Genomic DNA, 23666 nt, shown 5'->3' on the forward strand with positions numbered 1-23666 from the left:
TAACAAGCCAAGCGGTAATTTTCTCGATCAAAAAGCGAGAAAAAAATCTTTCAGCAAGGTTCTGTAAGCAGCGCTGTAGACGCCTTTAGATTCGTAAATTACAAAATTAGAATACTCCGTTTGCACCTCATTCCTATTTCGAATCAGACGAATAATACGACGGATAGGCAGCGAATCCGCAAACGAAGAAATCGTCATATCTCGCTGCAACACTAAATCATGGTCAGACGCCTTCGCAATCACTGCATCTGCTAATTCAGGCGGAAGAATCAACTCCATCGCTCCTCTTGTGGAGAGGTGCACCTCTGCGTAGCTGAGCAGATCATCAAAGAAAGTCATATCGGTATGCCGCGCTTGCTTTTTACGCGCATCAGGATTATGCAGCGTATTTACGTAAAAAGGCGGATTACTCACAATCAAATCTATCGGATGTGGCGGTTGGAAATCCTGAAAGGCACTATGCGATACCAGCAATCGATTAGAAAATGGCGATTGCAAAGCATTATTTGCGGCCGCGGCCGCAGAAGATGCATCAATCTCCAAGCCAGTAATATTCGCGTTAGGAAATCGTTGTGCCAGCATCAAGGCAATAACACTAGTACCTGTCCCGATATCTAAAACCGTTTGTGCATCCTCACCAATGGCTAGAGCGCCTAGCAGCACGCCGTCGGTATTAATGCGCATAGCACATCCCGTCTGATCTATCGCAAAGCGCTTGAAACGAAAAACACTCATCACTGCAAAAATACATTTTTACTCTCAGTGTAGACATTTGTATATTTGCTTAAACTTTTTCGAAGTTTATAGGTCTAAAGTATTCCAACATCAAACAATATCAAATTATATGCACCGACTATATACGCTTTACAGCGTTTTCTGTTTTTATCTTTTAGCGCTGGCTTTGCCTGCTTCAGGACAACAAACCGCCGCACAAGACCCATCTTGCGAACGCGTAACTGAAGCTGCTCTTCCAAAAATCGTGGAGCTACTAAACAAAAACGATTTCGCCGCAATGGAACAAGTGCTACAAACCATCGAAAGCAGTTGCGGGCCTAATGAAGTGACACAAAGACTTCGTATTATTGGTCAGCTTATCAGAAAGCAACCTACCAAACCAGCCATTCAGAGTTATATCCAGCAAGGAAAGGATAATGAATTGATGATTCGCTGGGATAATGCTTCTGAAAACAATTATCAAAACATCTACAACAAAGACAAAGCAGCTTATCACTTCGTTCCTTTACGACATACGGTCGACTCTTTAACACAAGTTAAAGCGGCGGCGCTTATTGGATCAGATTTTTACAGTCTCACGGAAATGGAAGAAGCGATCGCTTACCTTTTCTCCGATCACATTAGCACATATTTAATTCGCATGCAAAAGGAAAAACCTGTTACCCGTATGGAACAACTACAAGAGGTAGAATTATACAAAATGGGTTGGGGATTTGCGGCGAGTGTTGGTCTATACCGCCCGTTGAATGCCGTTAATCCGGTATACAACGATTTGGCGATTTATGGATTCTCTTTCATTAGCCCATTGGCCAATGATTGGGTTTTCGATGGTTTCTTTAAATATCGTCCAGCCAGAAATTCCAGAGTTTTCGAATATCAAACAGAACCAAATAGCAATCAATCTGATCTGTTAGAGCCATTAACCACGTATATGTTTGGTGGTTCGGCAGGGTATAAGTTTTTGGATGCAGGCAAGTTCCTCATGATCGGAAAAGCAGGATTGGCGTACGAAATGTCGTACAATAGATCTCTCAATATGCGGTATGGCGATGGCTATCCGGTATATGTGACCAGACCACAAACCTTTAACCTGTCGACAGGCGTTTCTGCGATGCAGCATGTCGGTCGTACCAGCTTTGTTGGTGCACAAATTCAATATCATTACTCGCCTTACAGCATTGATAGCCGATTGATTACCCCAATCGCATCTGACTACGTTAGTTTCGAGCTTTTCTTTAAGTTTTAAAAAAAAGCCATCCTATTTTAAAGCAAAATAAGCGGACTACCTGAGGTAGCCCGCTTATTTTATTCTGTACGAGATTGTGGCGAACCTAATGCTTTAGCACACGTTGAATCTCATCCAATTTCATCAATGCCTCTACGGGAGTCAGTGTATTCACGTCTAAGTTATTCAGCATATCGCGAATCTTTTCTAGGATCGGATCATCGATAGCAAACATCTGCAACTGATACGCTTGCTTTTGAATTTTGCGCATGCTGTCTTTGATATCTTCACCGCCGGTACGCTCTTGTTCCAGTCGGCGCAAAATGTCATTTGCGCGCGTCAAAAGCTTGCTCGGCATTCCGGCTAACTTCGCCACATGAATACCGAAGCTATGCTCTGATCCGCCTGGCACCAGCTTTCGGAGGAATATAATCTTATTATTCAACTCCTTTACCGATACATTAAAGTTTTTGATGCGCGGCATGGACGTGCTCAGCTCGTTAAGCTCATGATAATGGGTGGCAAATAGTGTTTTGGCTCTGGCAGTTGGGTGATGATGTAAGTATTCGGCGATAGCCCAAGCAATCGAAATTCCATCGTACGTACTCGTTCCTCTACCGATCTCGTCTAACAGGATTAAACTACGATCTGAAAGGTTATTCATAATACTGGCCGTCTCATTCATCTCGACCATAAACGTCGATTCGCCAGAAGAAAGATTATCCGAAGCGCCCACGCGGGTAAATATTTTGTCGACCAAACCAATATGTGCCTCTTTTGCTGGCACAAAAGATCCAATTTGCGCCATCAATACGATCAATCCAGTTTGACGCAATAATGCCGATTTACCGGCCATATTTGGCCCGGTAATAATGATGATCTGCTGGGATTCCTGATCCAGAAAAGTGTCATTGGTAATATAATCTTCCCCGACGGGCAGGTTCTTTTCAATCACCGGATGCCGACCACCTTTGATATCTAAAGATTTTCCCTCATTCACCTGTGGTTTTACATAGAAATTCTTCTCTGCTACGACTGCGAAATTCAGCAATACATCCAACTTAGCAATTAATTGCGCATTGAGCTGAATGGGTTTAATATACTCCGCAATATCTGCTAAAAGCGCTTGGTAAATCCGATTTTCGATGGCTTGAATCTTTTCCTCTGCTCCTAAAATTTGCTCCTCATAGGTTTTGAGTTCCTCGGTGATATAACGCTCTGCATTGACCAGCGTTTGCTTACGAATCCAACCTTCTGGTACTTTATCTCTATGTGTATTTGTTACTTCCAAATAATAGCCAAACACATTATTAAATGCAATCTTTAAGGAAGGAATGCCGGTCGCTTCCGCTTCGCGGCGTTGAATTTCCAACAAGTAACCTTTACCGCCAAAGGCGATCTTACGAAGTTTGTCTAATTCCTCATCGACGCCATCGGCGATTACATTGCCCTTTTGTAATAAGACCGGTGGCTCTTGTTGCACTTCGCGATCGATCTTGTCACGAATGATCAGGCAGTTGTTAAGTTGCTCAGAAATGATACGCAACGAATTGGAATCTGGCAAATCCGTCCGCTCTTTCAGCTTCTCCACCGCGTACAGCGCTCTTTTCAGTTGGATCACCTCGCGTGGATTGGCTTTCTGTAATCCTATTTTGGAAATCAATCTTTCCAGATCTCCTACTTGCTTAATCTCTTTGACCAGCTCATCGCGAAGTTCCCGATTCTGATCAAAATGATCCACTACATCCAAACGTTCTTGAATAGACTTTTGATCTTTGAGTGGCATGATAATCCAACGCTTGAGCAAGCGTGCTCCCATCGGCGATGCCGTATGATCCAGCACATCCGATAGCGTTATCGCATTATCATTGGCCGAGCCAATCAACTCCAAATTACGAATGGTAAAGCGATCCAGCCACATGTAGCGATCTTCTTCGATGCGCGCAATATGCGAGATATGCTGTAGGTTGCGATGCTCCGTTTCGTTGAGGTAATGCAAGGCCACGCCTGCTGCCGTGATGCCCGATGTGAGTCTTTCAACACCAAATCCCTTGAGGGAATTGACTTCAAAATGCTTCAATAAAGCTTCCGAAGCATAATCGCCCGTATAGGGCCACTCGTCTAGCGTGTACGTATAATAGGTCGTACCAAACTGAGCGACAAAATCATTGAACTGTTTCTTGGGAAGAATCACTTCCGTCGGCTTAAAACTTTGCAACAACTTATCTATGTAAGAAGCACTCCCTTGCGCCACCGAAAACTCGCCCGTAGAAATATCTAAGAAAGCAATTCCATACGTGTTTTTATCTGCAAATACCGACGCTAAGTAATTGTTGGCTTTCTGCTGCACGATGTTATCGCTGTACGACACACCGGGTGTTACCAATTCGGTTACACCACGTTTTACAATGGTTTTAGTTTGCTTCGGATCTTCCAGCTGATCGCAAATGGCTACGCGTTGACCAGCACGCACCAGTTTTGGCAAATAGGTTTCAAGCGAATGATGTGGAAAACCGGCTAACGCCGTTTCCGACTCTGTGCCATTCCCACGTTTGGTCAGCACAATGCCTAGTATTCCGGCTGCTTTAATCGCATCCTCTCCAAATGTCTCATAAAAATCTCCCACACGAAACAACAGCAAGGCACCGGGGTACTTGACCTTGATCGTATTATACTGCTGCATTAAGGGAGTCTGCTTCTTTTCTTTCTTTGCCAATGGTAATCAGTTTTCGGTTTTAAGCCGAGTAAAAGTAATAAGGATATTATTAATTATCTTTGTCTATGCTGAAAAAAGATCGATATAAAGCCTTCGTTGACTATTTCTCCACGCATAATCCCGATGCAGAAACGGAGTTGCATTACTCCAATCCGTACGAACTGTTGGTAGCCGTCATCTTGTCTGCCCAGTGTACCGACAAGCGGATCAATCAGGTTACGCCAGCTTTGTTTGCGCGTTATCCAGAGCCGGAATCCCTGGCAGCCAGCTCCGTAGATGAAGTGTTTTCTTACATCCGTTCGGTGAGTTACCCGAACAACAAAGCCAAACATTTGGTCGGCATGGCGCAAAAGCTACTGGCCGAGTTTGATGGCATCGTTCCCGAAAAAATGGAAGATTTGGTGAAGCTTCCAGGCGTTGGTCGCAAAACGGCAAATGTCATTTCTTCTGTGGTGTACGACAATCCAGCGATGGCAGTCGATACGCATGTATTCCGCGTAGCGAATAGATTAGGATTGACACAAAGAGCGACTACACCGTTGGCGGTAGAAAAGCAACTGGTCAAACATTTGCCCGAAGAAACGATTAAAGTTGCCCATCATTGGCTGATCTTGCATGGTCGCTATATCTGTTTAGCACGCAGGCCTAAATGCGAAATCTGCCCCATCACCTATTTTTGCCAGTATTTCAGCAAAAACTTTAGCAAACAAACAGCAGGCAATGTTTGAAAAATACAAAACTAATTATTTTAGCATTTTATTTGCACACATCAGTTTTGTGTGTATATTTGACCTATCAAAACTACGAAAATGAGTAATTCAGATAAATTAAAAGCACTACAGCTCACCTTAGATAAACTAGAAAAATCTTACGGCAAAGGAACCATCATGAAATTGGGCGATTCTGCGGTAGAGCCAATCGAATCTATTTCCACAGGATCTTTGGGGCTGGATATTGCGTTGGGCATTGGCGGTGTACCAAAAGGTCGTGTGATCGAAATCTATGGTCCGGAATCTTCTGGTAAAACTACCTTAGCCACTCATATCGTAGCAGAAGCACAGAAAAAAGGTGGAATTGCGGCTTTCATTGATGCGGAGCACGCATTTGATAAATATTATGCACAAAAGCTAGGCGTAGACATTGAAAATCTATTGATCTCGCAGCCAGACAATGGGGAACAAGCTTTGGAAATTGCCGATAACTTGATTCGCTCCGGCGCGATTGACGTAATCGTTATTGACTCGGTAGCGGCATTGGTACCAAAAGGCGAGATCGAAGGCGAAATGGGGGATTCCAAAATGGGATTGCAAGCACGTTTGATGTCACAAGCATTGCGTAAATTGACAGGTACGATTGCAAAAACCAACTGTTGTTGTATTTTCATCAACCAGTTGCGCGAGAAAATTGGCGTGATGTTCGGTAATCCAGAAACCACAACAGGTGGTAACGCCTTGAAGTTCTACGCTTCCGTACGTTTGGATATTCGTCGTACTTCGCAGATCAAAGATGGCGATGAGGTAGCTGGTAACCACGTAAAAGTGAAGATCGTGAAAAACAAAGTGGCTCCTCCATTCCGTATTGCTGAATTCGACATTATGTTTGGTGAAGGTATTTCCAAATCTGGTGAGATCATTGACCTTGGTGTAGAATATGGTATTGTGAAGAAATCTGGCTCTTGGTTTAGCTATGGCGATACCAAATTGGGTCAAGGTCGCGATGCTGTTAGAAATCTTTTGATAGACAATCCAGATCTGATGGACGAATTGGAAGCAAAGATTCGCGCAGAAGTAACTGGAGTAGATTTAGATCAAAGCGCATTGAAAGAGGGAGACGCAGAATAATCTGCTGACTCCACGATCATTATTATATGATAACAGCCTGTAACCACTAAGAAGTTACAGGCTGTTTGTCTTTCGGGCAATTCAGCACGATAATTTTTGAATGTGCGTTGAAGTAGGTAACTTTGGAGCTATGGAAAATAAACCGTTCGTTCGGGAAAAAATCAACCTACCTAATGAAGGCAAGAAGCTGCTATTGCACTCCTGCTGCGCACCGTGCTCAGGAGAAGTGATGGAAGCACTTATCTCATCAGACATTGATTTTACCATATACTTCTACAATCCAAACATTCATCCACGGAGTGAATATGATTTGCGCAAAGAGGAAAACATTCGCTTTGCGGAAAAGCACAATATTCCATTCGTCGATGCAGATTATGATGTAGATCATTGGTTTGAGTTGGCCAAAGGCATGGAACACGAACCCGAAAAAGGTATTCGCTGCACCATGTGCTTTGATATGCGCTTTGAAAAAACCGCGGAATACGCTGCTGCAAATGGCTTCGATGTAATCTCCAGCTCATTGGGCATATCGCGCTGGAAGAACATGGATCAGATCAACGATTGTGGTGTGCGGGCTGCATCTCGGCACGAGGATATGGACTATTGGACATTCAACTGGCGCAAAAAAGGTGGCGGAGCACGTATGCTGGATATTAGCAAGCGTGAACGCTTCTATATGCAGGAATACTGCGGTTGCGCCTACTCGCTTCGCGACACCAATAAGTGGCGCATGGAGAATGGACGAGAAAAAATCAAGCTCGGCGAGAAATATTACGGAGACGAAGAACAATAAAGGTTTTAAAAAAGAGTTGCAATCTATAGTTTTTACTATTATCTTTGCAGGCTCAAATACTGGATTGTGAAGTATTTAAAAAAATATAAAATACCATTTTCAGGCCTTTCGGCTGGTAAGCACAATTTCGAATTTGACGTCGATGACGCGTTCTTTGCATGTTTTGATCACTCCCTGGTAAAAAAGGGTAAACTCATTGCTCAAGTACAATTACAGAAGCAGGAGAATATGCTGATCACGAACTTTGATATCAATGGCCACATCACACTTACCTGCGATGTATGCCTGCAAGATTTCCAAGCTCCACTGCGCACGAAGGAGCGCGTGATTGTCAAGTTCACACACGATGAGTGGGATCAAGAATCGGACGAGATCATTGTATTATCACACAATGATTACGAGTTAGACATTTCTAACTTGCTTTACGAATACATCAATGTATGCGTACCACACTATCCGAAATGTAGTGAACAAGGCGAGAATATCGATTGTGATCCAGAGATGCTACAACAGTTAGCAGACGAAGAAACGGTTAAGAATGAATTAAAAGAGGATCAGGTGGATCCTCGCTGGGAAGCATTAAAGAATATTAAAAATAACTAAAAATACACATACGAGATGGCACATCCAAAACGTAAAATGTCTAAGTCAAGAAGAGACAAAAGAAGAACGCACTATAAAGCGGATAAACCAAGTTTGACAGTATGTCAAGAAACTGGTGCAGTGCATTTGCCACACCGCGCATACACCGTTGATGGGAACTTGTTCTACAACGGCAAATTGATTATCGAGAATACAGCGGCAATCTAAGGAACTTCCGAAACATCCCATTGACAGTGATTAATTCGATTTATTCCCTGTACATTGGGATGTTTTTTCGTATTATTGACTCATTAAATAATAACGAATGAAGATTGGTTTAGACGTACTAGGAGGAGATTACGCCCCTAACTCTACGATACAAGGAGCTATTGAAGCTCAGCAAAACCTCCAAAATGACCAACGATTGGTGCTATTTGGAGATGAAGAAAAAACCCGAGAACTAATCTCGAACGCCGGCGGCGATGTTTCCGCTTTTGACTACGTTCATGCTCCCGAAGAAATTGGTATGCACGAACATCCCACAAAAGCGATCACCCAAAAACCTAACTCTTCTATATCCAAAGGATTTGAATTTCTAAAAGACGGAAAGATTGACTCTTTCGCTTCTGCTGGAAATACAGGTGCTATGCTGGTTGGTTCCATGTTTAGCGTCAAAACTATTCCGGGCATTTTGCGCCCCGCAATAGCCACTAATGTGCCCCAATTGAAAGGCGGTACAGCGGTTATGCTCGATGTAGGAGCCAATGCGGATTGTAAACCAGAAATGTTGAATCACTTTGCTATCCTTGGTAGCTGCTACGCAGAACACGTATTGCGTATTGAAAAGCCAAGAGTAGGTCTGATCAATATTGGTGAAGAAGCAGAGAAAGGAAACTTACTAACCATTAGCACTTACCCATTACTCAAAGCCAACGAAAAAATTAACTTTATTGGCAACGCCGAAGGCAGAGATTTATTCTCTGATCACGCCGATGTCTTCGTGTGCGATGGGTATACCGGCAATGTTATTTTGAAGTTAGCAGAGTCCTTCTACGTAGTTACGTTGAAAAAAGGTTTTAAAGATGAGTTCTTTGATCGCTTCAACTACGAGCAATTTGGTGGTAGCCCGGTATTGGGTGTCAACGCACCTGTTGTTATTGGGCATGGTATCTCCACGCCTACGGCGATCAAAAATATGGTTTTACAATCACGAGATATGATCTCCTCGAAATTCATCGAGCGAATCAAGTCTGCAATTAAATAATAGAACATGTCAAAAATCCGTGCTGCAATAACAGCTGTAAATGGATACGTTCCCGATTATGTGTTGACGAACCGGGAATTGGAGACCATGGTAGACACTAATGATGAATGGATTGTAAGCCGTACCGGCATCAAGGAAAGACGCATCCTTAAAGGTGAGGGCAAAGCGACTTCTGACTTGGCGGCACCAGCCATCGAAGGTTTACTTAAAAAACGCGGTATCACCGCAAAAGATATTGAGCTTATTATCGTGTGTACCAGCACGCCTGATATGATGTTTCCGGCTACCGCAAATATTGTAGCAAACAAAATTGGCGCGACCAATGCTTGGGGATATGATTTGCAAGCGGCTTGTTCGGGTTTCTTGTTCGGACTAACGACGGCTTCTCAGTTCATCGAGTCTGGAAAGCACTCAAAAGTTTTAGTGGTCGGTGCCGACAAAATGTCGTCTATCGTGAACTACGAAGATCGCAATACCTGTATCCTATTTGGAGATGGCTGTGGTTGCGTACTATTAGAGCCCGATACTGAGGGATATGGTTTGCAAGATTCTATTCTTAAAACAGACGGTGCAGGTGCTGAATTTTTGAATCTAAAAGCAGGTGGTTCTTTACATCCAGCTTCTCATGCCACGGTAGATGCTAAAATGCATTTCGCACACCAAGAAGGTCGTAGTGTATTTAAATTTGCTGTAACGAATATGGCAGATGTAGTGGCTGAGATCATGGAAAAGAATGCACTTCATTCCGAAGATATCAGTTGGTTAGCACCACACCAAGCCAACAAGCGCATCATTGATGCTACGGCAGAGCGTGCAGGATTACCAGAAGAAAAAGTGATGGTCAATATCCAAAAGTTTGGAAATACGACCAGCGCTACTATCCCGATGTGTCTATGGGAATGGGAAAGTAAACTAAAAAAAGGGGACAATATTATTATGGCAGCTTTCGGTGGTGGATTCACCTGGGGCGCTACCTATTTGAAATGGGCGTACGATCCTAAATAATATCGTATATAACTACTACAAACAAGACTATAAAATAGAATAGACTATGAGCATGGATATCAAACAAGTACAAGATTTGATAAAGTTCGTTTCCAAGTCTGGAGTAAACGAAGTATCTATTGAAGAGAAGGACTTTAAGATTACGATCAAAACGAATCAAGAACCTACTTATGTAACTGCTACTATACCTCAGGCAGTAGCACCAGCTGCTGCGCCAAGTGTAGCACCAGTTGCTGAATCAGTTAATGTAGCTCCGCAAGCAGCGGCAAAACCTGCTGCAGCAGATGATAGCTCAAAATATATCACCGTAAAGTCTCCTATGATCGGTACATTCTACCGTTCAGCAGGACCTGGCAAACCAACATTTGCTAATGTAGGTGATGAGATTACATCAGGTAAAGTACTTTGCATCGTGGAAGCTATGAAATTATTCAACGAAATCGAATCCGAAGTTTCAGGTAAGATCGTGAAAGTTTTGGTGGAGGATGCTCAACCAGTAGAATATGATCAACCATTATTCTTGGTAGATCCTAGCTAATTTTTTCTTCGGAAAGAAGAGAGAACAAGCTGTTCCATTGTTTACTTTATCAAGAATTTATGTTTAAAAAAATACTGATTGCCAACCGGGGCGAAATAGCACTTCGCATTATCCGCACATGTCGTGAGATGGGCATTCAAAGTGTGGCAGTATATTCGACTGCCGATAGAGATAGTTTACATGTACGATTTGCGGACGAAGCGGTATGTATCGGCCCGCCGGCCAGTAAGGATTCCTATTTAAATATCCCTAACATTATCTCGGCTGCGGAATTGACCAACGCCGATGCCATTCATCCGGGCTACGGTTTCTTATCTGAAAACGCGAAGTTTTCTGCCATCTGTGCAGAATACGGTATCAAATTCATTGGTGCTACGGCCGATCAGATCGAAAAAATGGGCGACAAAGCATCCGCTAAAGCAACCATGAAAGCCGCTGGTGTACCTACAGTACCTGGTTCGGCAGGATTATTACCTGATGTAAAAACAGGTATTCAGTTGGCCAACGAAATTGGTTATCCAGTCATTATCAAAGCAACTGCCGGTGGTGGTGGTCGCGGAATGCGCATCATCTGGAAAGATGAGGAATTCGAACCTAACTGGGATTCTGCCCGTCAGGAATCTGCTGCTGCATTCGGTAACGATGGTATGTACCTAGAGAAATATGTGGAAGAACCACGTCACATTGAAATCCAAGTGATCGGAGATCAATATGGTAAAGTATGTCACCTTTCTGAGCGTGACTGTTCTATCCAACGTAGACACCAAAAATTAGTAGAAGAAGCACCTTCTCCTTTTATCACACCAGATTTGCGCGCCAAAATGGGCGAAGCAGCGATCAAAGGTGCGATGGCGGTGAAATACGAAGGAGCTGGTACGATCGAATTTTTGGTTGATAAGCACCGTAACTTCTACTTTATGGAGATGAACACCCGAATTCAGGTGGAGCATCCAGTAACAGAAGAAGTCATCAGCTTTGACTTGATCAAAGAACAAATTAAAGTGGCTGCGGGTATTCCAATTTCAGGAAAAAACTATGAGCCACACATGCATGCGATCGAATGCCGAATCAATGCGGAAGATCCATTCAACAACTTCCGTCCATCGCCTGGTAAGATTACCAATTTCCATTCTCCAGGTGGACACGGTGTTCGTGTAGACACGCACGTATATGCAGGTTATACTATTCCACCGAACTATGATTCGATGATCGCCAAACTGATCTGTACAGCACAGACTCGTGAAGAAGCGTTGAATACAATGGAACGTGCGTTGAGTGAATTTGTGATCGAAGGTATCAAAACTACAATCCCATTACACCTTCGTTTGATGCGTGATCCTAACTTCCGTGCGGGTAACTTCACCACGAAGTTTATGGAAACATTCGATCTGACAGAATACGCAGACGAATCGCAATCTTAAAGACTACGTTACAATCAAAAAAAAATACCATTCTTCGACCGAAGAATGGTATTTTTGTTTATACTAGTCTTTGAATAACATAACTACATGTCAAATAAAAACTTAAAACTTCTACAGGCATTAAAAGATAAGGGAAAGAGCATTGAGGCAGAGATGTCTTTTTTTGAACATATAGAAGTCCTGAGATGGCATCTGATTCGCTCTGTCATTGCCATTGCTGTATTTGCCATTCTAGCGTTTACGTTCTACGATTTTGTATTCAACGACATCATTATGGGACCCAAGAATCTAGATTTTTGGACTTATCGCATGATGTGCAAAGTCGGCGACTTACTCAGCTTAGATGGTTTTTGTGTAGAACGCATCCCGTTTAATATTATCAACACGGAGTTAGCAGGGCAGTTTATGTTGCAGATTAACTCCTGCTTGCTGATGGCCGTCGCACTCGGCTTCCCCTACCTATTATTTGAGGTGTGGCTGTTTGTAAAACCTGCTCTGACCGACGTAGAGCGCAAAGGCGCACAAGGTTTTGTATTCTATGCTACCATTTTATTTATCATAGGAGCTTTATTTGGCTATTACATCGTTGTACCGCTATCAGTCAACTTCCTAGCCAACGTGTCGTTGAGTGAGGAGATTACCAACCAGATTACGATCGACTCTTACCTGTCTACCATTGCTACGTTGTCCTTAGGTTGTGGTGTGATCTTTTTACTACCGATCTTGATCTTTATCCTATCCAAGTTGGGCATCATGACACCAGAATTCATGCGCGCCAGCAGACGTTATGCGATCGTGATCATTCTCATTATTGCGGCTATCATTACGCCTACGGCGGATGTCATTACCTTGCTTACCGTGAGTGCGCCTATGTTTATTTTGTATGAACTAAGCATCTCCGTATCGGCCAGCGTAAAGCGTAGTAAATTGCAACGTGAAAAAGAGTTTTATAAAACCAAGTAATTTTAAAGATATATGTCTAAAAAAATAGCCATCGGCAGCGATCACGCAGGATTTGAATATAAGCAACTATTGATCACTATGTTGGAGGAATCTGGTTACACGGTAGCCGATTTCGGCCCTTCTACTGGCGATTCGGTTGATTACCCAGACTTTGCCCACCCCGTATCGAGCAGTGTGGAGCAAGCAGAGAATGAATTAGGGATTTTGATTTGCGGCAGCGCCAACGGTGTTGCGATTACCGCCAATAAGCATCAAGGCATTCGCGCGGCGATCGCTTGGCTAGAAGAAATTGCGGTACTGGCGCGCCAGCACAACAATGCCAACGTGATTTGTATACCTGCCCGCTTTATTGACATCGAATTGGCGAAGAAGATCGTTCAAGCTTTTCTGACGACAGATTTTGAAGGCGGCAGACACGCTAACCGTGTCAACAAAATCGCCTGCATGTAAAAACAAACATGTATAACGAGTAACTAACCACACGAACTGAAACACATACATGAAAAAGTACCTTTCCTTATTATTTATCGTACCAGCGGTTTGGAGCTGCACATTTGCGCAAGATGCCGCACAAAAGAAATACGCTGGCGAGATCAACGAAGAACTGGCTAAAAAACACTTAACCATACTAGCTTCCCCAGCATTTGAAGGCCGAGGAACGGGCCAAGCTGGTGGCCGAAAAGCAGCAGAATACGTAGCACAGCAATTCGAGTCCTTTGGCTTGAAAAAACCGGTCAATGGCTCCTACTTTCAACCAGTGAGTCTGGTGAAATCAGTGTACGCCGTAAAGAACTTTAGCATTGGCGGCAAGTCGTACACCTACGGTAAGGACTTTTACGTACAAGGCGAAAACACGTTGCAAAACTACAGCACAGATGAATTGATATTCATTGGCTACGGCATTGAAGATGAGAAATACAATGATCTCAGCGGCTTGGATGTTTCGGGTAAGGTGATCGTATTTGTGAACGAAGGCGAACCAAAAGATGCGGCTGGAAACTCATTGATCACGGGTACAGACAAAGAATCTGACTGGACACGCAGTCGCCTCAAGCGCCTGCAGGAGTTGATGAAGAAAAATCCAAAGCTCATTATTGCGACCTCTTCACAAATAGCGCAAAATATGTCCCGCATCAGCGGAAGATTAACTACTGGCCGTGTTAGTTTAAAGAAATCCGAGAACACGGAGGTAAATAATGGTGTACCCATGGTGATTGCGACCGAGGCTATGATCAACAGCATTTTGGGATCTAAAAAAACGAATCTAGATCAGGTAAAAAAGAAAATATCGGACACCAAAAAACCTAATTCATTTGTGATCAAAGCAAAATTGAGCGCAGAAATGGGTAACAGCCAAGAAGATTTGGACGATCCAAACGTCTTGGGCTTGTTAGAAGGATCTGACCTGAAAGACGAGATCGTGGTAATTGGTGGCCACTGGGATCACGATGGAATCTTGCCAGACGGAACGATTTTTCCAGGTGCAGATGATAACGGAACGGGTACAGTGGCGGTAATTGACATGGCTCGCGCTTTTGCGGCAGCAAAAAAAGACGGAAATGGTCCACGTCGTAGCATCTTGTTCATCGCTTATGCCGCTGAAGAAAAAGGTTTGCTAGGATCTAATTTCTATGTAGAAAATCCGATTTTCCCGCTGGAAAACACCGTAACTTGTATCAACATCGATATGATCGGACGGATCGACGACAAGCACTTGGAAGGCAACCATAACTATGTGCATGTAATCGGGACGAACAAACTGAGCTCGGAATTGAATCCACTGGTAGAGAAAGCAAACGAAGAATATACGGGTCTGGAACTAGACGGTATGTACAATGATCCGAAAGATCCGATGCGCCTGTATTACCGCTCCGATCACTACAACTTTGCGAAGAAAGGTATTCCATCGTTGTTCTTCTTCTCGGGCTTACACCCGCACTATCACACACCAGAAGATACGGTAGATAAGATCGACTTCCCGATGATGGTGAAACGCGAGCACTTGATCTTCCATACCATATGGGACATTGCGAATCGCGACAATAGATTAGTAGTCGACATTCCAGAAGATGGCGGCACACGCTAATTCAATAGAAAATTCATAAAATACAAAAGCCCTTGAATCACTTCAAGGGCTTTTGTATTTTACAGGTTTTCGAGCTTATGGTTGGTAGAACCAATCATCGGGAATTGCTTGTACTTCTCCCCCATCTACGCTGTAGTGGAGTTCTAACGTAAAACCGCCACCTGCTTCGATAAAGTCGATAGCGAAGTCGTGTAAACCTTTTTTCAGCGCGATCTGCCCACTCTTCATCACTGGGGAATGATTGCCATCATTGTCGACAACCATTTGCTCTGCGATACGCAACACACCGCCATCATCACAGGTAAAATAGAAACTGTAAATACCATCTTTTGGTGCACGCATGAAGCCACGAAGCTGTGCTGCAAAGGCTGGCATATTCACCGTATCGGCAATATGAACATTGTTCAATACTTCCTCACGCACGACTGTTCCTTTTATAGTCGCCACTTTCGGGAATTTGCCATCATAAAACTTCGTATGTAAACCGTTTTTACGACCTTTTACCGATGCTTTGACAGGTTTCTTCCAGATATCTTTTACAAAATCAACTTGGTACAATTCACTCTTTGCACCACTTTCCGTGATGGAAGCAAAACGGATTTGACTAGGTTCGCGCACGACTAATTCATCTTTAAATACAGGACTAGTTGGCAATGGCAAACTGCCGTCTGTGGTATAATATACCTGAGCCCATGTCAATGGATTATGCACTTTCAATACCGCTTTGCCATCTACAATGACTTGCTTATCGGCAAAGCCCTGCAAATCGGGCATACGGAAACTATATCCTAACTGTTGCCATGCTTGGTAATGATCCACAATACGTTCTTGATACGAAGCAAACAATTCTTTATTCGTCCACACACGCTCGGCTAAGGCAGTTAATCTCGGCAAAATCATAAACTCTAGCCGTGCTACTGAGGGGATCATTTCTGTCCACGTATTTGCCTGTGCTCCCATAATACGTGCACGATCTTGCGCTGGCAGATCCGACGGAATCGGGCGAAAATGATACACACTATTTAGCGAACTGCTATTTGGCAGAAAATCGAAATACAAAGGATTGGTCGGCGTCATGATGACTTCATGCCCACGTGAAGCAGCTTTGTGTGGTGCATCTTTCTCCCAGCCACGCCAGTACATCACGGTCATGGACTTATCCACGCCTCCATCCAATACTTCATCCCAGCCAATGGCTTGTTTACTATTTTGAGTGATAAACGTATTGACACGGTTCACAAAATAACTTTGCAGCTTATCTAAATCGGTAATGTTTAACTCCTTCATCCATGCTTGGCATAATGGCGATTTCTCCCAGCTATCCTTCTCTACCTCATCGGCGCCAATGTGAATGTATTTGCTTGGGAATAATTCCATCACTTCCGAAAGGACATTCTCTACGAAAGTATAGGCTTCTTCTTTGCATGGACAGATTGGCGTAGAGAAATTTTTGCCCCAGCTCGCTTCGCCCGCATCTAATAGCAACTCCGGGTAGGCCTTTGTTGCCATATACATATGCCCTGGCATATCAATCTCTGGAATGACTTCAATATGCTTAGCTGCTGCATACTGCAAGATCTCGCGCATATCTTCTTGTGTGTAGTAGCCGCCATACTCCACCACGCCATTGCGCTCGCGCAAATGTTCTTTCGGCAAGTCAAAATCAGGATTAGTTTTCGCCCTTTCTAATAATGCCGTATCATGGTTGTTATACGTTCTCCAGCCGCCCATTTCAGCGAGCTTAGGATATTGCTTAATCTCAAGGCGCCAGCCTTGATCGTCGGTGAGGTGAAAGTGGAATTTGTTGAACTTATACATTGCCAACAAATCGATGAAGCGGAATATGTATTCTTTGGAAAAGAAATGTCTGGCCACGTCCAAATGCGCACCGCGCCAACCAAAACTTGGCCCATCTTCGATCTTCATAAAAGGTAATGCAAGCGCTTGTTTTGATTTACCAGCGATGAGTAGTTGGTTTAGTGATTGTAAACCATAGAACATTCCGGAAGGTGTGCCGGCACTTAAATGCACGCCCTGTGCATTGATTTCTAATTGGTAATTTTCTGGTTTGATATTAGCATCCTTCAACAATACGATATTCGCAGAACCTGCATTACGCGCGAGTTGTAGGGTCTTACCGGCAAATACCTGCTGCGTCAGCACATTAACTTCTTGCTCAAAAAAAGAAAGATCATCGCTGTAGAATTGCAGTAATTCTGTTTTCGGCGACCAAGTACCTGCCTGCGTCACGACCGACTGCGGGTAAGGTATTAATGGCAAATTTTGTCCCTTTTTGACAGACTGTGCATGGCCGAATTGCAGCACAGCTAAAAGGAAATAGCTTAGAAATAAAGACGTTTTAATCATATTTAGATACATGGAATTTAGCTGAACCGGAAAGATAAACAATTTTGTTTATTTGGGCTCTTCGAAATCCATATGGGCACTCAAAGAATCCCTAATCTAGGTTACGCTTGTTCCAAATTTTCTCTGCCCATCGCCCTACTAACCAAAACGAAACTGCTAAGAATAAAAAGAAAAGTGTGCGATTCATATTATCCCACAGATATTCCACGTATCGGGTATAGATATTGATGATAAAGAATACAAAACCAATTTCTCGTGTCGTATTATCTTTGAAGCGCAAGCCGTATAAAACCAACCCCAGCGCAACGGCGGTAGAGATCAGACCCCAGTAAAACATTTCGTATTGACGAATGGATGCCCAGCGATCCCAATCGCTATAATTTCCAAAAATGGACAATGCCCACAAGGATATCATTAGGTATAATAAACCAACTACGTAACTGGTCTTTCTAAACTCCAACAAAGCTTTAATGCGTGGTACGACAAATATCGCAATCAGTGTAATCACTAGGCCAAACAACGTGAACCGCAATGGATAATTCATTCCCCAAAATTGGAAACCCCAATTACTGTGGTGCGCGGTTTCTGTGCCAAACCAAATCCCCAAACTGATGAGCATAAAGATCCAAATGAGTTGTGACTTGAATCGTACGGCCAGCGCGCCATAAATGACTACTGATAATAGAAAGAATAAGGAATAATGACTGGTATCTTTTCCCAATATTTTGCCTAGGAAGCCAATGGATGCAGCCGTAGCAAATACGCCCACCAACATCATGGTTTCAATAGATAGCGTTTTCGTAGGATGCCGTAGCTTGTAGCGAAAACCCAGCGCGTAAAATATCACAGCCAAAGCGGCAAAGAAACCAAAATAGATCACATCTGGTGCATCAGATAAGCTTTGCACAAATTGTACAAAAGCTTCGTCGATAAAAAGTGATAAAATCGCAAAAACCAAGCAGCCTAAGGCTACCCAGAAAGCATAACGAGCTAATCGCCCCCAATCGAAGCTCTTCACATCAAGCGAATCGCGCAACTCAGCGCTTTTTTGCGGATCTAAATATCCACGCGTTTCCCAAAAATCGATCGCCTCACTCACTGTATCGTGATCTTGGCGCGTTACATCTAATTTTTTCATAGCTAGTGCTTAGCTTCTCCCAAAACGCGTACCGAAAATACTACAGGCTTCAAAGGAACATCTGACGAATCGGTGTTCACCTGATTAATTTGCTCCATCACATTCAAGCCTCGAACGGTTTTGCCGAAGATCGTATAATCGCCATCCAATCGTGGTATACCGCCGATGCTGGTGTATATTTCTCGATGCTTTGCTGGAATTTTAATAGACTTCGCTTTTTCTAACGCATCCAATTCGGCATTGGTCATCACCTTCCCTATTACAAAATAGATTTGTGCTAGATACGATGCTTTCTCGGGGTTATCATCTCGACCAGCACCCAACGCTCCTTTGTAGTGATAGTGCTGTGGCAAAATTTCAGCAGGCAGTCGCTCTCGCTCACGCAGACCTTCCGCTTCTTCTTGTAGAATAGGTTCATCCAGTTCGCCACCCTGATTCACGAAACCAGCAATCACGCGATTAAACAAGGCCTGATGGTACACGCTGTCTTTCACCGCTTGTAAAAACAGGTCACGGTGCTGTGGCGTATCATCGAATAGCTCAACTTCCACCTCTCCAAGAGTCGTATCGAAGATGACATGCGTGGTTTGTCCAAAGACACCAAAGGCAATACAAAAGCTGATAAATAAAGTCGAAATGATTTTTTGCATGCGACCAATCTACTAAAAAATTGGCACGATCGAGAGATAAAAGAAAAGCCTCAGAAACGAATTTCTGAGGCTTTTAGATCATTGTTGCTTGCGTAAGGATTTGGAATAGTCCAGAATCGCTTCGATAGTCTTTTCGCTTGGACTTTTAGTCAGTTTTTTGATGCTTGCTTGCAAGCCCAATTCAAATTGACCATCAGTCAGCTTTTTCGGCTGCCGGTCTACGGGATAAGCTAATGATTCATCTTTTGTAAAAACTTTAACCATAAGCGTTTAAATTAAAATATACTATCTAAACGCAAGATAGACATTTATAGTATCCGCTCTGATTAATTTTTCAAAATTATCGTTTACCAGCTAATTCTTCGGCCAATTTCACCGCTTCATAGGCATTTACAATACCACCTGATACGCTGATCTCATCTAAGTATGCTTTTTTAGAACGGCCTTCGCCCGGTACTGTTACTTTTTGATCTACTTTGGTCACCGATTTTAAGATAATGTCTTTTACCTCTGGAGCGGTCAAATCTGGATAGTACGAACGTAATATTGCCGCCAATCCAGCTACTACCGGCGCAGCCATACTAGTGCCTTGCTGTTCTTTATAAGTCGATTCTGGCATGGTAGAATTGATACGTACACCTGGTGCAAACACATCAACACTGCGGTATCCATAATTCGAGAAAGTTGCGACTAAATCCACATCTTGCTTCCAACCCGTAGCACCTACTGTGATCCAGTTTTTCGCTTCACCCTGCACCGATCCCAGACTATCTGTATAATATTTCATCGGATAATTTTTGGTCACATCTACATCCGCACCATCATTCCCTGCGGCATGTACCAACAAGACATCTTTAGATTCGGCATATTTGACCGCATCGTCCACTGTTTGCTTATTGTATACGTACGCTTTTCCAAAACTCATGTTGATGATTTTTGCACCATTATCTACCGCGTAGCGAATGGCATTGGCCACATCTTTATCGTGCTCATCACCATTTGGCACGGTACGCACCGCCATGATCTCTACATGATTGGCTACGCCATCAATGCCAATATTATTGCCGCGTTTGGCTCCAATAATACCCGCTACGTGCGTGCCGTGACCTGCGTCCGGACCTTTTACATCTGGATTGCCATAATAGCGCTCGCTCGCATCGTCATAATTGTCGCCAATAATGCTTCTTGGATTGAAGTCCTTATTCAGGTGAAAGTTTACTTGCTCTTCATAATACTTCACTCCTTCGGTAAGGCTGTCGTAGAATTTGTCAAACGGATCTTTATCCAATTCCTTTTTGATAATTCGAATGGCCATTTTCTGGCGATCGTTGCTCGGCGTTATCTTATCGAGGTCTGCTTTGGTAATATCTTTAGGCTCTTTGCCGGTACTCGCAACGATGCCGTCAATATCTTCTTTTAGTCGTGAGTAGTTAGTCGCGCCAAATTGTGCTTCATCCATCTTTGATGTATAATCACCGATCATCTGCTGATAAGCAACAAATTCACGACGCTCGGCTTCCGAAAGACGTGTACTTGGCAATACCGAAATGTATTTGGGCTCGTACTTACGAATTAATCGCGTTACCTCTAGATTATCTTGATCCACATTTTCTCCATTGGCATTGCCCAAGAAATTCCAACCGTATACATCGCCAGCATAGCCATTGCCATCATTGTCTTTGGTACTACCAGCCGTTTCTTTTGGATTGGTCCACAGCACTTCCTTGAGATCTTCGTGCTCAATATCAACACCTCCATCCAGTACAGCAACCACGACCGGTTTCGCGGTTTTATTTTTCAAAAAGTCATACGCCTTTTCGGTGCTGATTCCCATGATGCCATCTTTCTGAAAATCGAGATTATACCAATTCGGTGGCGGCGTATCTTTATCCTGTGCGATACTGGCATAGGGGAATATTCCCAATGCAAGATAGAGTAATGCTTTGTTTATTCTGTTCATGTGTGTGTTTTAGTATATGCTACCTATGTTAACAAAGATAATGCAATATTGTAGCACGCATTGTTAAATAGTTTAAAAATGAAATATTTCGCTTAATTTTAGGGCAAGCAGTTAGCTCTATCATGGTATTTATGCGGCCGATTTGTATTTCATTCACCGAAGGTGGAAAAAATCATCAGGCATACCAAGACAATGTTATCCTAATTGAAATAAACATGAAATTTAAAACATCATTTAGTTTGATTGCACTTACCATTATCGCAGGATCCTGCGGAACCTCAGACAAAAAGAAAAATGCGCCTCAGTGGCCAAGCGATGTAAAAGCACCCGTAGCGGAGATCAATCCCTATACGCGCGCTATCCACGGCGACACGGTGATTGACAATTACTACTGGCTAAACGATTATTTCAAGGAGGGGCCAGATTCGGCCAAAGTAGTCGCTTACTTGAACGCAGAAAACACCTATACGCAAGCAATGATGAAAGACACGGAAGGATTTCAAGCATCATTGTTTAAGGAGTTGAAAGGCCGTATTAAAGAGGCAGACGAAAGCGTGCCCTACCTGAAAGATGGCTACTATTACTACCGACGCACGGACGAAGGCAAGCAATACTACAAATTGTGCCGCAAGAAAGGATCGCTAGATGCCAAAGAGGAAGTTTTATTAGATGTCGATAAAATGGCCGAAGGCCATGCTTACTATGCCGTGGGCGGCACATCAATCAGTCCGGACAACAACCTATTGGCTTATGCGGTAGATACCGTTTCTCGCAGAGAATACACCTTGCAGATTAAAAATCTCACGACAGGCGAAGTCTATGCAGATCGGATTGAGCGTACCTCGGGCAATATGGTATGGGCAGCCGACAACAAGACGGTTTTCTACACTGCTCAGAACCCAAAAACCTTGCTTTCTGAAAAGATTAAAAGACACACTTTGGGCAGCGGTGCTGCGGCAGATGTAGTCGTGTACGAAGAAAAGGATAAAACCAATTATATTGGGGTATCCAAATCGAAGAATGGGGCTTACATCATGATTTACTCGGGCGGTACCTTGAGCTCGGAGATGCGCTACTTAGCTTCGAACGAACCGCAAGGCAATTTTAAGATTTTCCAACCGCGTCAAAAAAATGTGTTGTACAGTGTCACACCGCTGGACGATAAATTTATTATAGTCACCAATGAGGATGCGCAAAACTTCAAGGTGATGGAAACACCATTAGATAAAACCGAAAAAGCCAACTGGAAGGTTGTCATTCCGCATCGTAAAGATGTGTTGGTAGAAGGCGTGGAAGAATTCAAAGACTTCATGGTCGTATCAGAGCGGAAAAACGGATTAACACAATTGGCAGTGCATGATCTAAAAACGGACACACAACATTACTTAGATTTTGGCGAAGAGGCTTATACCGTCTATTCGGGCACGAATGCGGAGTACAATAGCGAAATCTTGCGCTATGGATACACTTCTATGGTGACACCGAGCTCGACCTACGACTACAATATGCGTAGCAAGGAGAAAGATCTGAAAAAGCAACAGGAAGTATTGGGCGGTTATGATCCGGAGCAATATGAAACCAAGCGTATTTTTGCGACCGCCACAGATGGCACTAAAGTGCCTATCTCTATGGTGTACAAGAAAGGATTTAAGCAAAATGGAGAAGCGCCATTATTACTGTATGCATATGGTTCGTACGGTTCATCCATGGATCCTACCTTTAGTTCTACGCGCTTAAGTTTATTGAATCGTGGTTTTGTCTTTGCAATCGCGCATATCCGCGGTGGCGAAGAAATGGGTCGCCAATGGTATGAAGATGGAAAGATGATGAAGAAGAAAAATACCTTCACTGACTTCATCGATTGTGGACAGTTTTTGATTGATCAAAAATTCACTTCGACTGAGCATCTCTATGCTAGTGGTGGTAGCGCCGGCGGGTTACTCATGGGTGCGATCATCAACATGGCACCTACCTTATGGAATGGTGTTATCGCGGCAGTGCCTTTTGTAGATGTGGTCACCACCATGTTGGATGAAACTATTCCATTGACCACAAATGAGTACGATGAATGGGGAAATCCGAACGAGCAAGCCGCTTATCAATACATGAAATCGTATTCACCATATGAGAATATTGAAGCCAAGGAATATCCGAACTTATTAGTGACAACCGGACTTCACGATAGCCAAGTACAATATTTTGAACCAGCAAAATGGGTGGCGAAATTGCGTGCTACGAAAAAAGGAAGGAATGTCGTGTTGCTAAAAACGGATATGGAATATGGGCACGGCGGTGCTTCAGGCAGATTCGATTACCTCAAGGATTTGGCGTTAGAATATGCTTTCTTATTTAAGCTAGAAGGTATCCACGAATAACTATCCA

Annotated in this window: 21 protein-coding genes; 14 read left to right on the top strand and 7 right to left on the bottom strand. The window is 43.3% G+C overall.

Annotation, left to right across the window (positions count from 1 at the left end; translation table 11 throughout):
• Window positions 1–27 precede the first annotated feature (27 nt).
• A complete protein-coding gene (locus GKO22_RS00835) occupies window positions 28–735 on the bottom strand; it encodes a tRNA1(Val) (adenine(37)-N6)-methyltransferase (RefSeq protein WP_206367769.1) in 708 nt (235 codons plus the stop codon).
• Window positions 736–844: 109 nt separating this feature from the next.
• Between GKO22_RS00835 and GKO22_RS00840 the strand changes: the two genes are divergently transcribed.
• Complete coding sequence (locus tag GKO22_RS00840; RefSeq protein ID WP_166332250.1) at window positions 845–1981, top strand: hypothetical protein; 1137 nt, start codon at window positions 845–847, stop codon at window positions 1979–1981.
• A gap of 85 nt (window positions 1982–2066) precedes the next feature.
• On the opposite strand, the gene mutS is transcribed toward GKO22_RS00840, so the two are convergent.
• Window positions 2067–4676, bottom strand: a complete 2610-nt coding sequence (gene mutS / locus GKO22_RS00845; RefSeq protein WP_166332251.1) for a DNA mismatch repair protein MutS — start codon at window positions 4674–4676, stop codon at window positions 2067–2069.
• A 65-nt stretch (window positions 4677–4741) separates the two neighbouring features.
• Here mutS and nth point away from each other — a divergent pair, with 65 nt between their 5' ends.
• From nth to GKO22_RS00905, 12 genes are all read left to right on the top strand, one after another.
• Window positions 4742–5404 carry an endonuclease III gene (nth, locus tag GKO22_RS00850; RefSeq protein ID WP_166332252.1) on the top strand — a complete coding sequence of 221 codons (663 nt, stop codon included), beginning with the start codon at window positions 4742–4744 and terminating at the stop codon, window positions 5402–5404.
• A gap of 81 nt (window positions 5405–5485) precedes the next feature.
• On the top strand, window positions 5486–6517 hold the full coding sequence (recA, locus tag GKO22_RS00855) for a recombinase RecA (RefSeq protein WP_066755124.1): 1032 nt from the start codon (window positions 5486–5488) through the stop codon (window positions 6515–6517).
• 130 nt (window positions 6518–6647) lie between these two features.
• A complete protein-coding gene (locus GKO22_RS00860) occupies window positions 6648–7310 on the top strand; it encodes an epoxyqueuosine reductase QueH (protein WP_166332253.1) in 663 nt (220 codons plus the stop codon).
• Between the two features lie 66 nt (window positions 7311–7376).
• Window positions 7377–7913 carry a YceD family protein gene (locus tag GKO22_RS00865; RefSeq protein WP_166332254.1) on the top strand — a complete coding sequence of 179 codons (537 nt, stop codon included), beginning with the start codon at window positions 7377–7379 and terminating at the stop codon, window positions 7911–7913.
• Between the two features lie 15 nt (window positions 7914–7928).
• Entirely contained in the window at window positions 7929–8120 is a 192-nt protein-coding gene (gene rpmF, locus GKO22_RS00870; RefSeq protein ID WP_066755120.1) for a 50S ribosomal protein L32, read from the top strand.
• A gap of 97 nt (window positions 8121–8217) precedes the next feature.
• Entirely contained in the window at window positions 8218–9156 is a 939-nt protein-coding gene (plsX, locus tag GKO22_RS00875; RefSeq protein WP_166332255.1) for a phosphate acyltransferase PlsX, read from the top strand.
• Window positions 9157–9162: 6 nt separating this feature from the next.
• Window positions 9163–10161: a beta-ketoacyl-ACP synthase III gene (locus GKO22_RS00880; RefSeq protein ID WP_166332256.1), complete on the top strand. Its 999-nt coding sequence runs from the start codon at window positions 9163–9165 to the stop codon at window positions 10159–10161.
• Between the two features lie 46 nt (window positions 10162–10207).
• The gene (gene accB, locus GKO22_RS00885) at window positions 10208–10699 is read left to right on the top strand and encodes an acetyl-CoA carboxylase biotin carboxyl carrier protein (RefSeq protein ID WP_166332257.1); all 492 of its coding nucleotides are present in this window, start codon (window positions 10208–10210) and stop codon (window positions 10697–10699) included.
• Window positions 10700–10758: 59 nt separating this feature from the next.
• Window positions 10759–12120 (top strand): acetyl-CoA carboxylase biotin carboxylase subunit, encoded by a 1362-nt coding sequence (accC, locus tag GKO22_RS00890; protein ID WP_166332258.1) that lies wholly within the window; start codon window positions 10759–10761, stop codon window positions 12118–12120.
• An 87-nt stretch (window positions 12121–12207) separates the two neighbouring features.
• The gene (gene tatC / locus GKO22_RS00895; RefSeq protein ID WP_166332259.1) at window positions 12208–13083 is read left to right on the top strand and encodes a twin-arginine translocase subunit TatC; all 876 of its coding nucleotides are present in this window, start codon (window positions 12208–12210) and stop codon (window positions 13081–13083) included.
• A 12-nt stretch (window positions 13084–13095) separates the two neighbouring features.
• Window positions 13096–13533 carry a ribose 5-phosphate isomerase B gene (gene rpiB, locus GKO22_RS00900; RefSeq protein ID WP_166332260.1) on the top strand — a complete coding sequence of 146 codons (438 nt, stop codon included), beginning with the start codon at window positions 13096–13098 and terminating at the stop codon, window positions 13531–13533.
• A gap of 49 nt (window positions 13534–13582) precedes the next feature.
• Entirely contained in the window at window positions 13583–15169 is a 1587-nt protein-coding gene (locus GKO22_RS00905) for a M28 family peptidase (RefSeq protein ID WP_166332261.1), read from the top strand.
• Window positions 15170–15244: 75 nt separating this feature from the next.
• Here GKO22_RS00905 and GKO22_RS00910 read toward each other — a convergent pair whose 3' ends face one another.
• The 5 genes from GKO22_RS00910 to GKO22_RS00930 all read right to left on the bottom strand — a co-directional run bounded on the left by GKO22_RS00910 (window position 15245) and on the right by GKO22_RS00930 (window position 21284).
• Window positions 15245–17536, bottom strand: a complete 2292-nt coding sequence (locus GKO22_RS00910; RefSeq protein WP_166332262.1) for a family 20 glycosylhydrolase — start codon at window positions 17534–17536, stop codon at window positions 15245–15247.
• Window positions 17537–17627: 91 nt separating this feature from the next.
• A complete protein-coding gene (locus GKO22_RS00915; protein ID WP_166332263.1) occupies window positions 17628–18674 on the bottom strand; it encodes a DUF2157 domain-containing protein in 1047 nt (348 codons plus the stop codon).
• 2 nt (window positions 18675–18676) lie between these two features.
• Window positions 18677–19324 carry a peptidylprolyl isomerase gene (locus GKO22_RS00920; protein WP_166332264.1) on the bottom strand — a complete coding sequence of 216 codons (648 nt, stop codon included), beginning with the start codon at window positions 19322–19324 and terminating at the stop codon, window positions 18677–18679.
• A 78-nt stretch (window positions 19325–19402) separates the two neighbouring features.
• Window positions 19403–19588, bottom strand: coding sequence for a hypothetical protein (locus GKO22_RS00925; protein WP_116776158.1), 186 nt, complete (start codon window positions 19586–19588; stop codon window positions 19403–19405).
• A 76-nt stretch (window positions 19589–19664) separates the two neighbouring features.
• Window positions 19665–21284 carry a S8 family peptidase gene (locus GKO22_RS00930; RefSeq protein WP_166332265.1) on the bottom strand — a complete coding sequence of 540 codons (1620 nt, stop codon included), beginning with the start codon at window positions 21282–21284 and terminating at the stop codon, window positions 19665–19667.
• Between the two features lie 215 nt (window positions 21285–21499).
• Here GKO22_RS00930 and GKO22_RS00935 point away from each other — a divergent pair, with 215 nt between their 5' ends.
• Complete coding sequence (locus GKO22_RS00935; protein WP_166332266.1) at window positions 21500–23659, top strand: S9 family peptidase; 2160 nt, start codon at window positions 21500–21502, stop codon at window positions 23657–23659.
• Window positions 23660–23666: the final 7 nt, after the last annotated feature.

This window comes from Sphingobacterium chungjuense (assembly GCF_011316935.1).
Lineage (GTDB): Bacteria > Bacteroidota > Bacteroidia > Sphingobacteriales > Sphingobacteriaceae > Sphingobacterium > Sphingobacterium chungjuense.

What these genes read in the sequence shown, in the direction of transcription:
- GKO22_RS00935 (WP_166332266.1), top strand. Translation starts at nt 21,500, where the DNA reads ATGAAATTTAAAACATCATTTAGTTTGATTGCACTTACCATTATCGCA.
- GKO22_RS00880 (WP_166332256.1), top strand. Translation starts at nt 9,163, where the DNA reads ATGTCAAAAATCCGTGCTGCAATAACAGCTGTAAATGGATACGTTCCC.
- rpmF (WP_066755120.1), top strand. Translation starts at nt 7,929, where the DNA reads ATGGCACATCCAAAACGTAAAATGTCTAAGTCAAGAAGAGACAAAAGA.
- recA (WP_066755124.1), top strand. Translation starts at nt 5,486, where the DNA reads ATGAGTAATTCAGATAAATTAAAAGCACTACAGCTCACCTTAGATAAA.
- GKO22_RS00835 (WP_206367769.1), bottom strand. Translation starts at nt 735, where the DNA reads ATGAGTGTTTTTCGTTTCAAGCGCTTTGCGATAGATCAGACGGGATGT.
- accC (WP_166332258.1), top strand. Translation starts at nt 10,759, where the DNA reads ATGTTTAAAAAAATACTGATTGCCAACCGGGGCGAAATAGCACTTCGC.
- GKO22_RS00925 (WP_116776158.1), bottom strand. Translation starts at nt 19,588, where the DNA reads ATGGTTAAAGTTTTTACAAAAGATGAATCATTAGCTTATCCCGTAGAC.
- GKO22_RS00860 (WP_166332253.1), top strand. Translation starts at nt 6,648, where the DNA reads ATGGAAAATAAACCGTTCGTTCGGGAAAAAATCAACCTACCTAATGAA.
- GKO22_RS00840 (WP_166332250.1), top strand. Translation starts at nt 845, where the DNA reads ATGCACCGACTATATACGCTTTACAGCGTTTTCTGTTTTTATCTTTTA.
- plsX (WP_166332255.1), top strand. Translation starts at nt 8,218, where the DNA reads ATGAAGATTGGTTTAGACGTACTAGGAGGAGATTACGCCCCTAACTCT.
- accB (WP_166332257.1), top strand. Translation starts at nt 10,208, where the DNA reads ATGAGCATGGATATCAAACAAGTACAAGATTTGATAAAGTTCGTTTCC.
- rpiB (WP_166332260.1), top strand. Translation starts at nt 13,096, where the DNA reads ATGTCTAAAAAAATAGCCATCGGCAGCGATCACGCAGGATTTGAATAT.
- GKO22_RS00920 (WP_166332264.1), bottom strand. Translation starts at nt 19,324, where the DNA reads ATGCAAAAAATCATTTCGACTTTATTTATCAGCTTTTGTATTGCCTTT.
- nth (WP_166332252.1), top strand. Translation starts at nt 4,742, where the DNA reads ATGCTGAAAAAAGATCGATATAAAGCCTTCGTTGACTATTTCTCCACG.
- GKO22_RS00915 (WP_166332263.1), bottom strand. Translation starts at nt 18,674, where the DNA reads ATGAAAAAATTAGATGTAACGCGCCAAGATCACGATACAGTGAGTGAG.
- GKO22_RS00930 (WP_166332265.1), bottom strand. Translation starts at nt 21,284, where the DNA reads ATGAACAGAATAAACAAAGCATTACTCTATCTTGCATTGGGAATATTC.
- GKO22_RS00910 (WP_166332262.1), bottom strand. Translation starts at nt 17,536, where the DNA reads ATGATTAAAACGTCTTTATTTCTAAGCTATTTCCTTTTAGCTGTGCTG.
- GKO22_RS00905 (WP_166332261.1), top strand. Translation starts at nt 13,583, where the DNA reads ATGAAAAAGTACCTTTCCTTATTATTTATCGTACCAGCGGTTTGGAGC.
- tatC (WP_166332259.1), top strand. Translation starts at nt 12,208, where the DNA reads ATGTCAAATAAAAACTTAAAACTTCTACAGGCATTAAAAGATAAGGGA.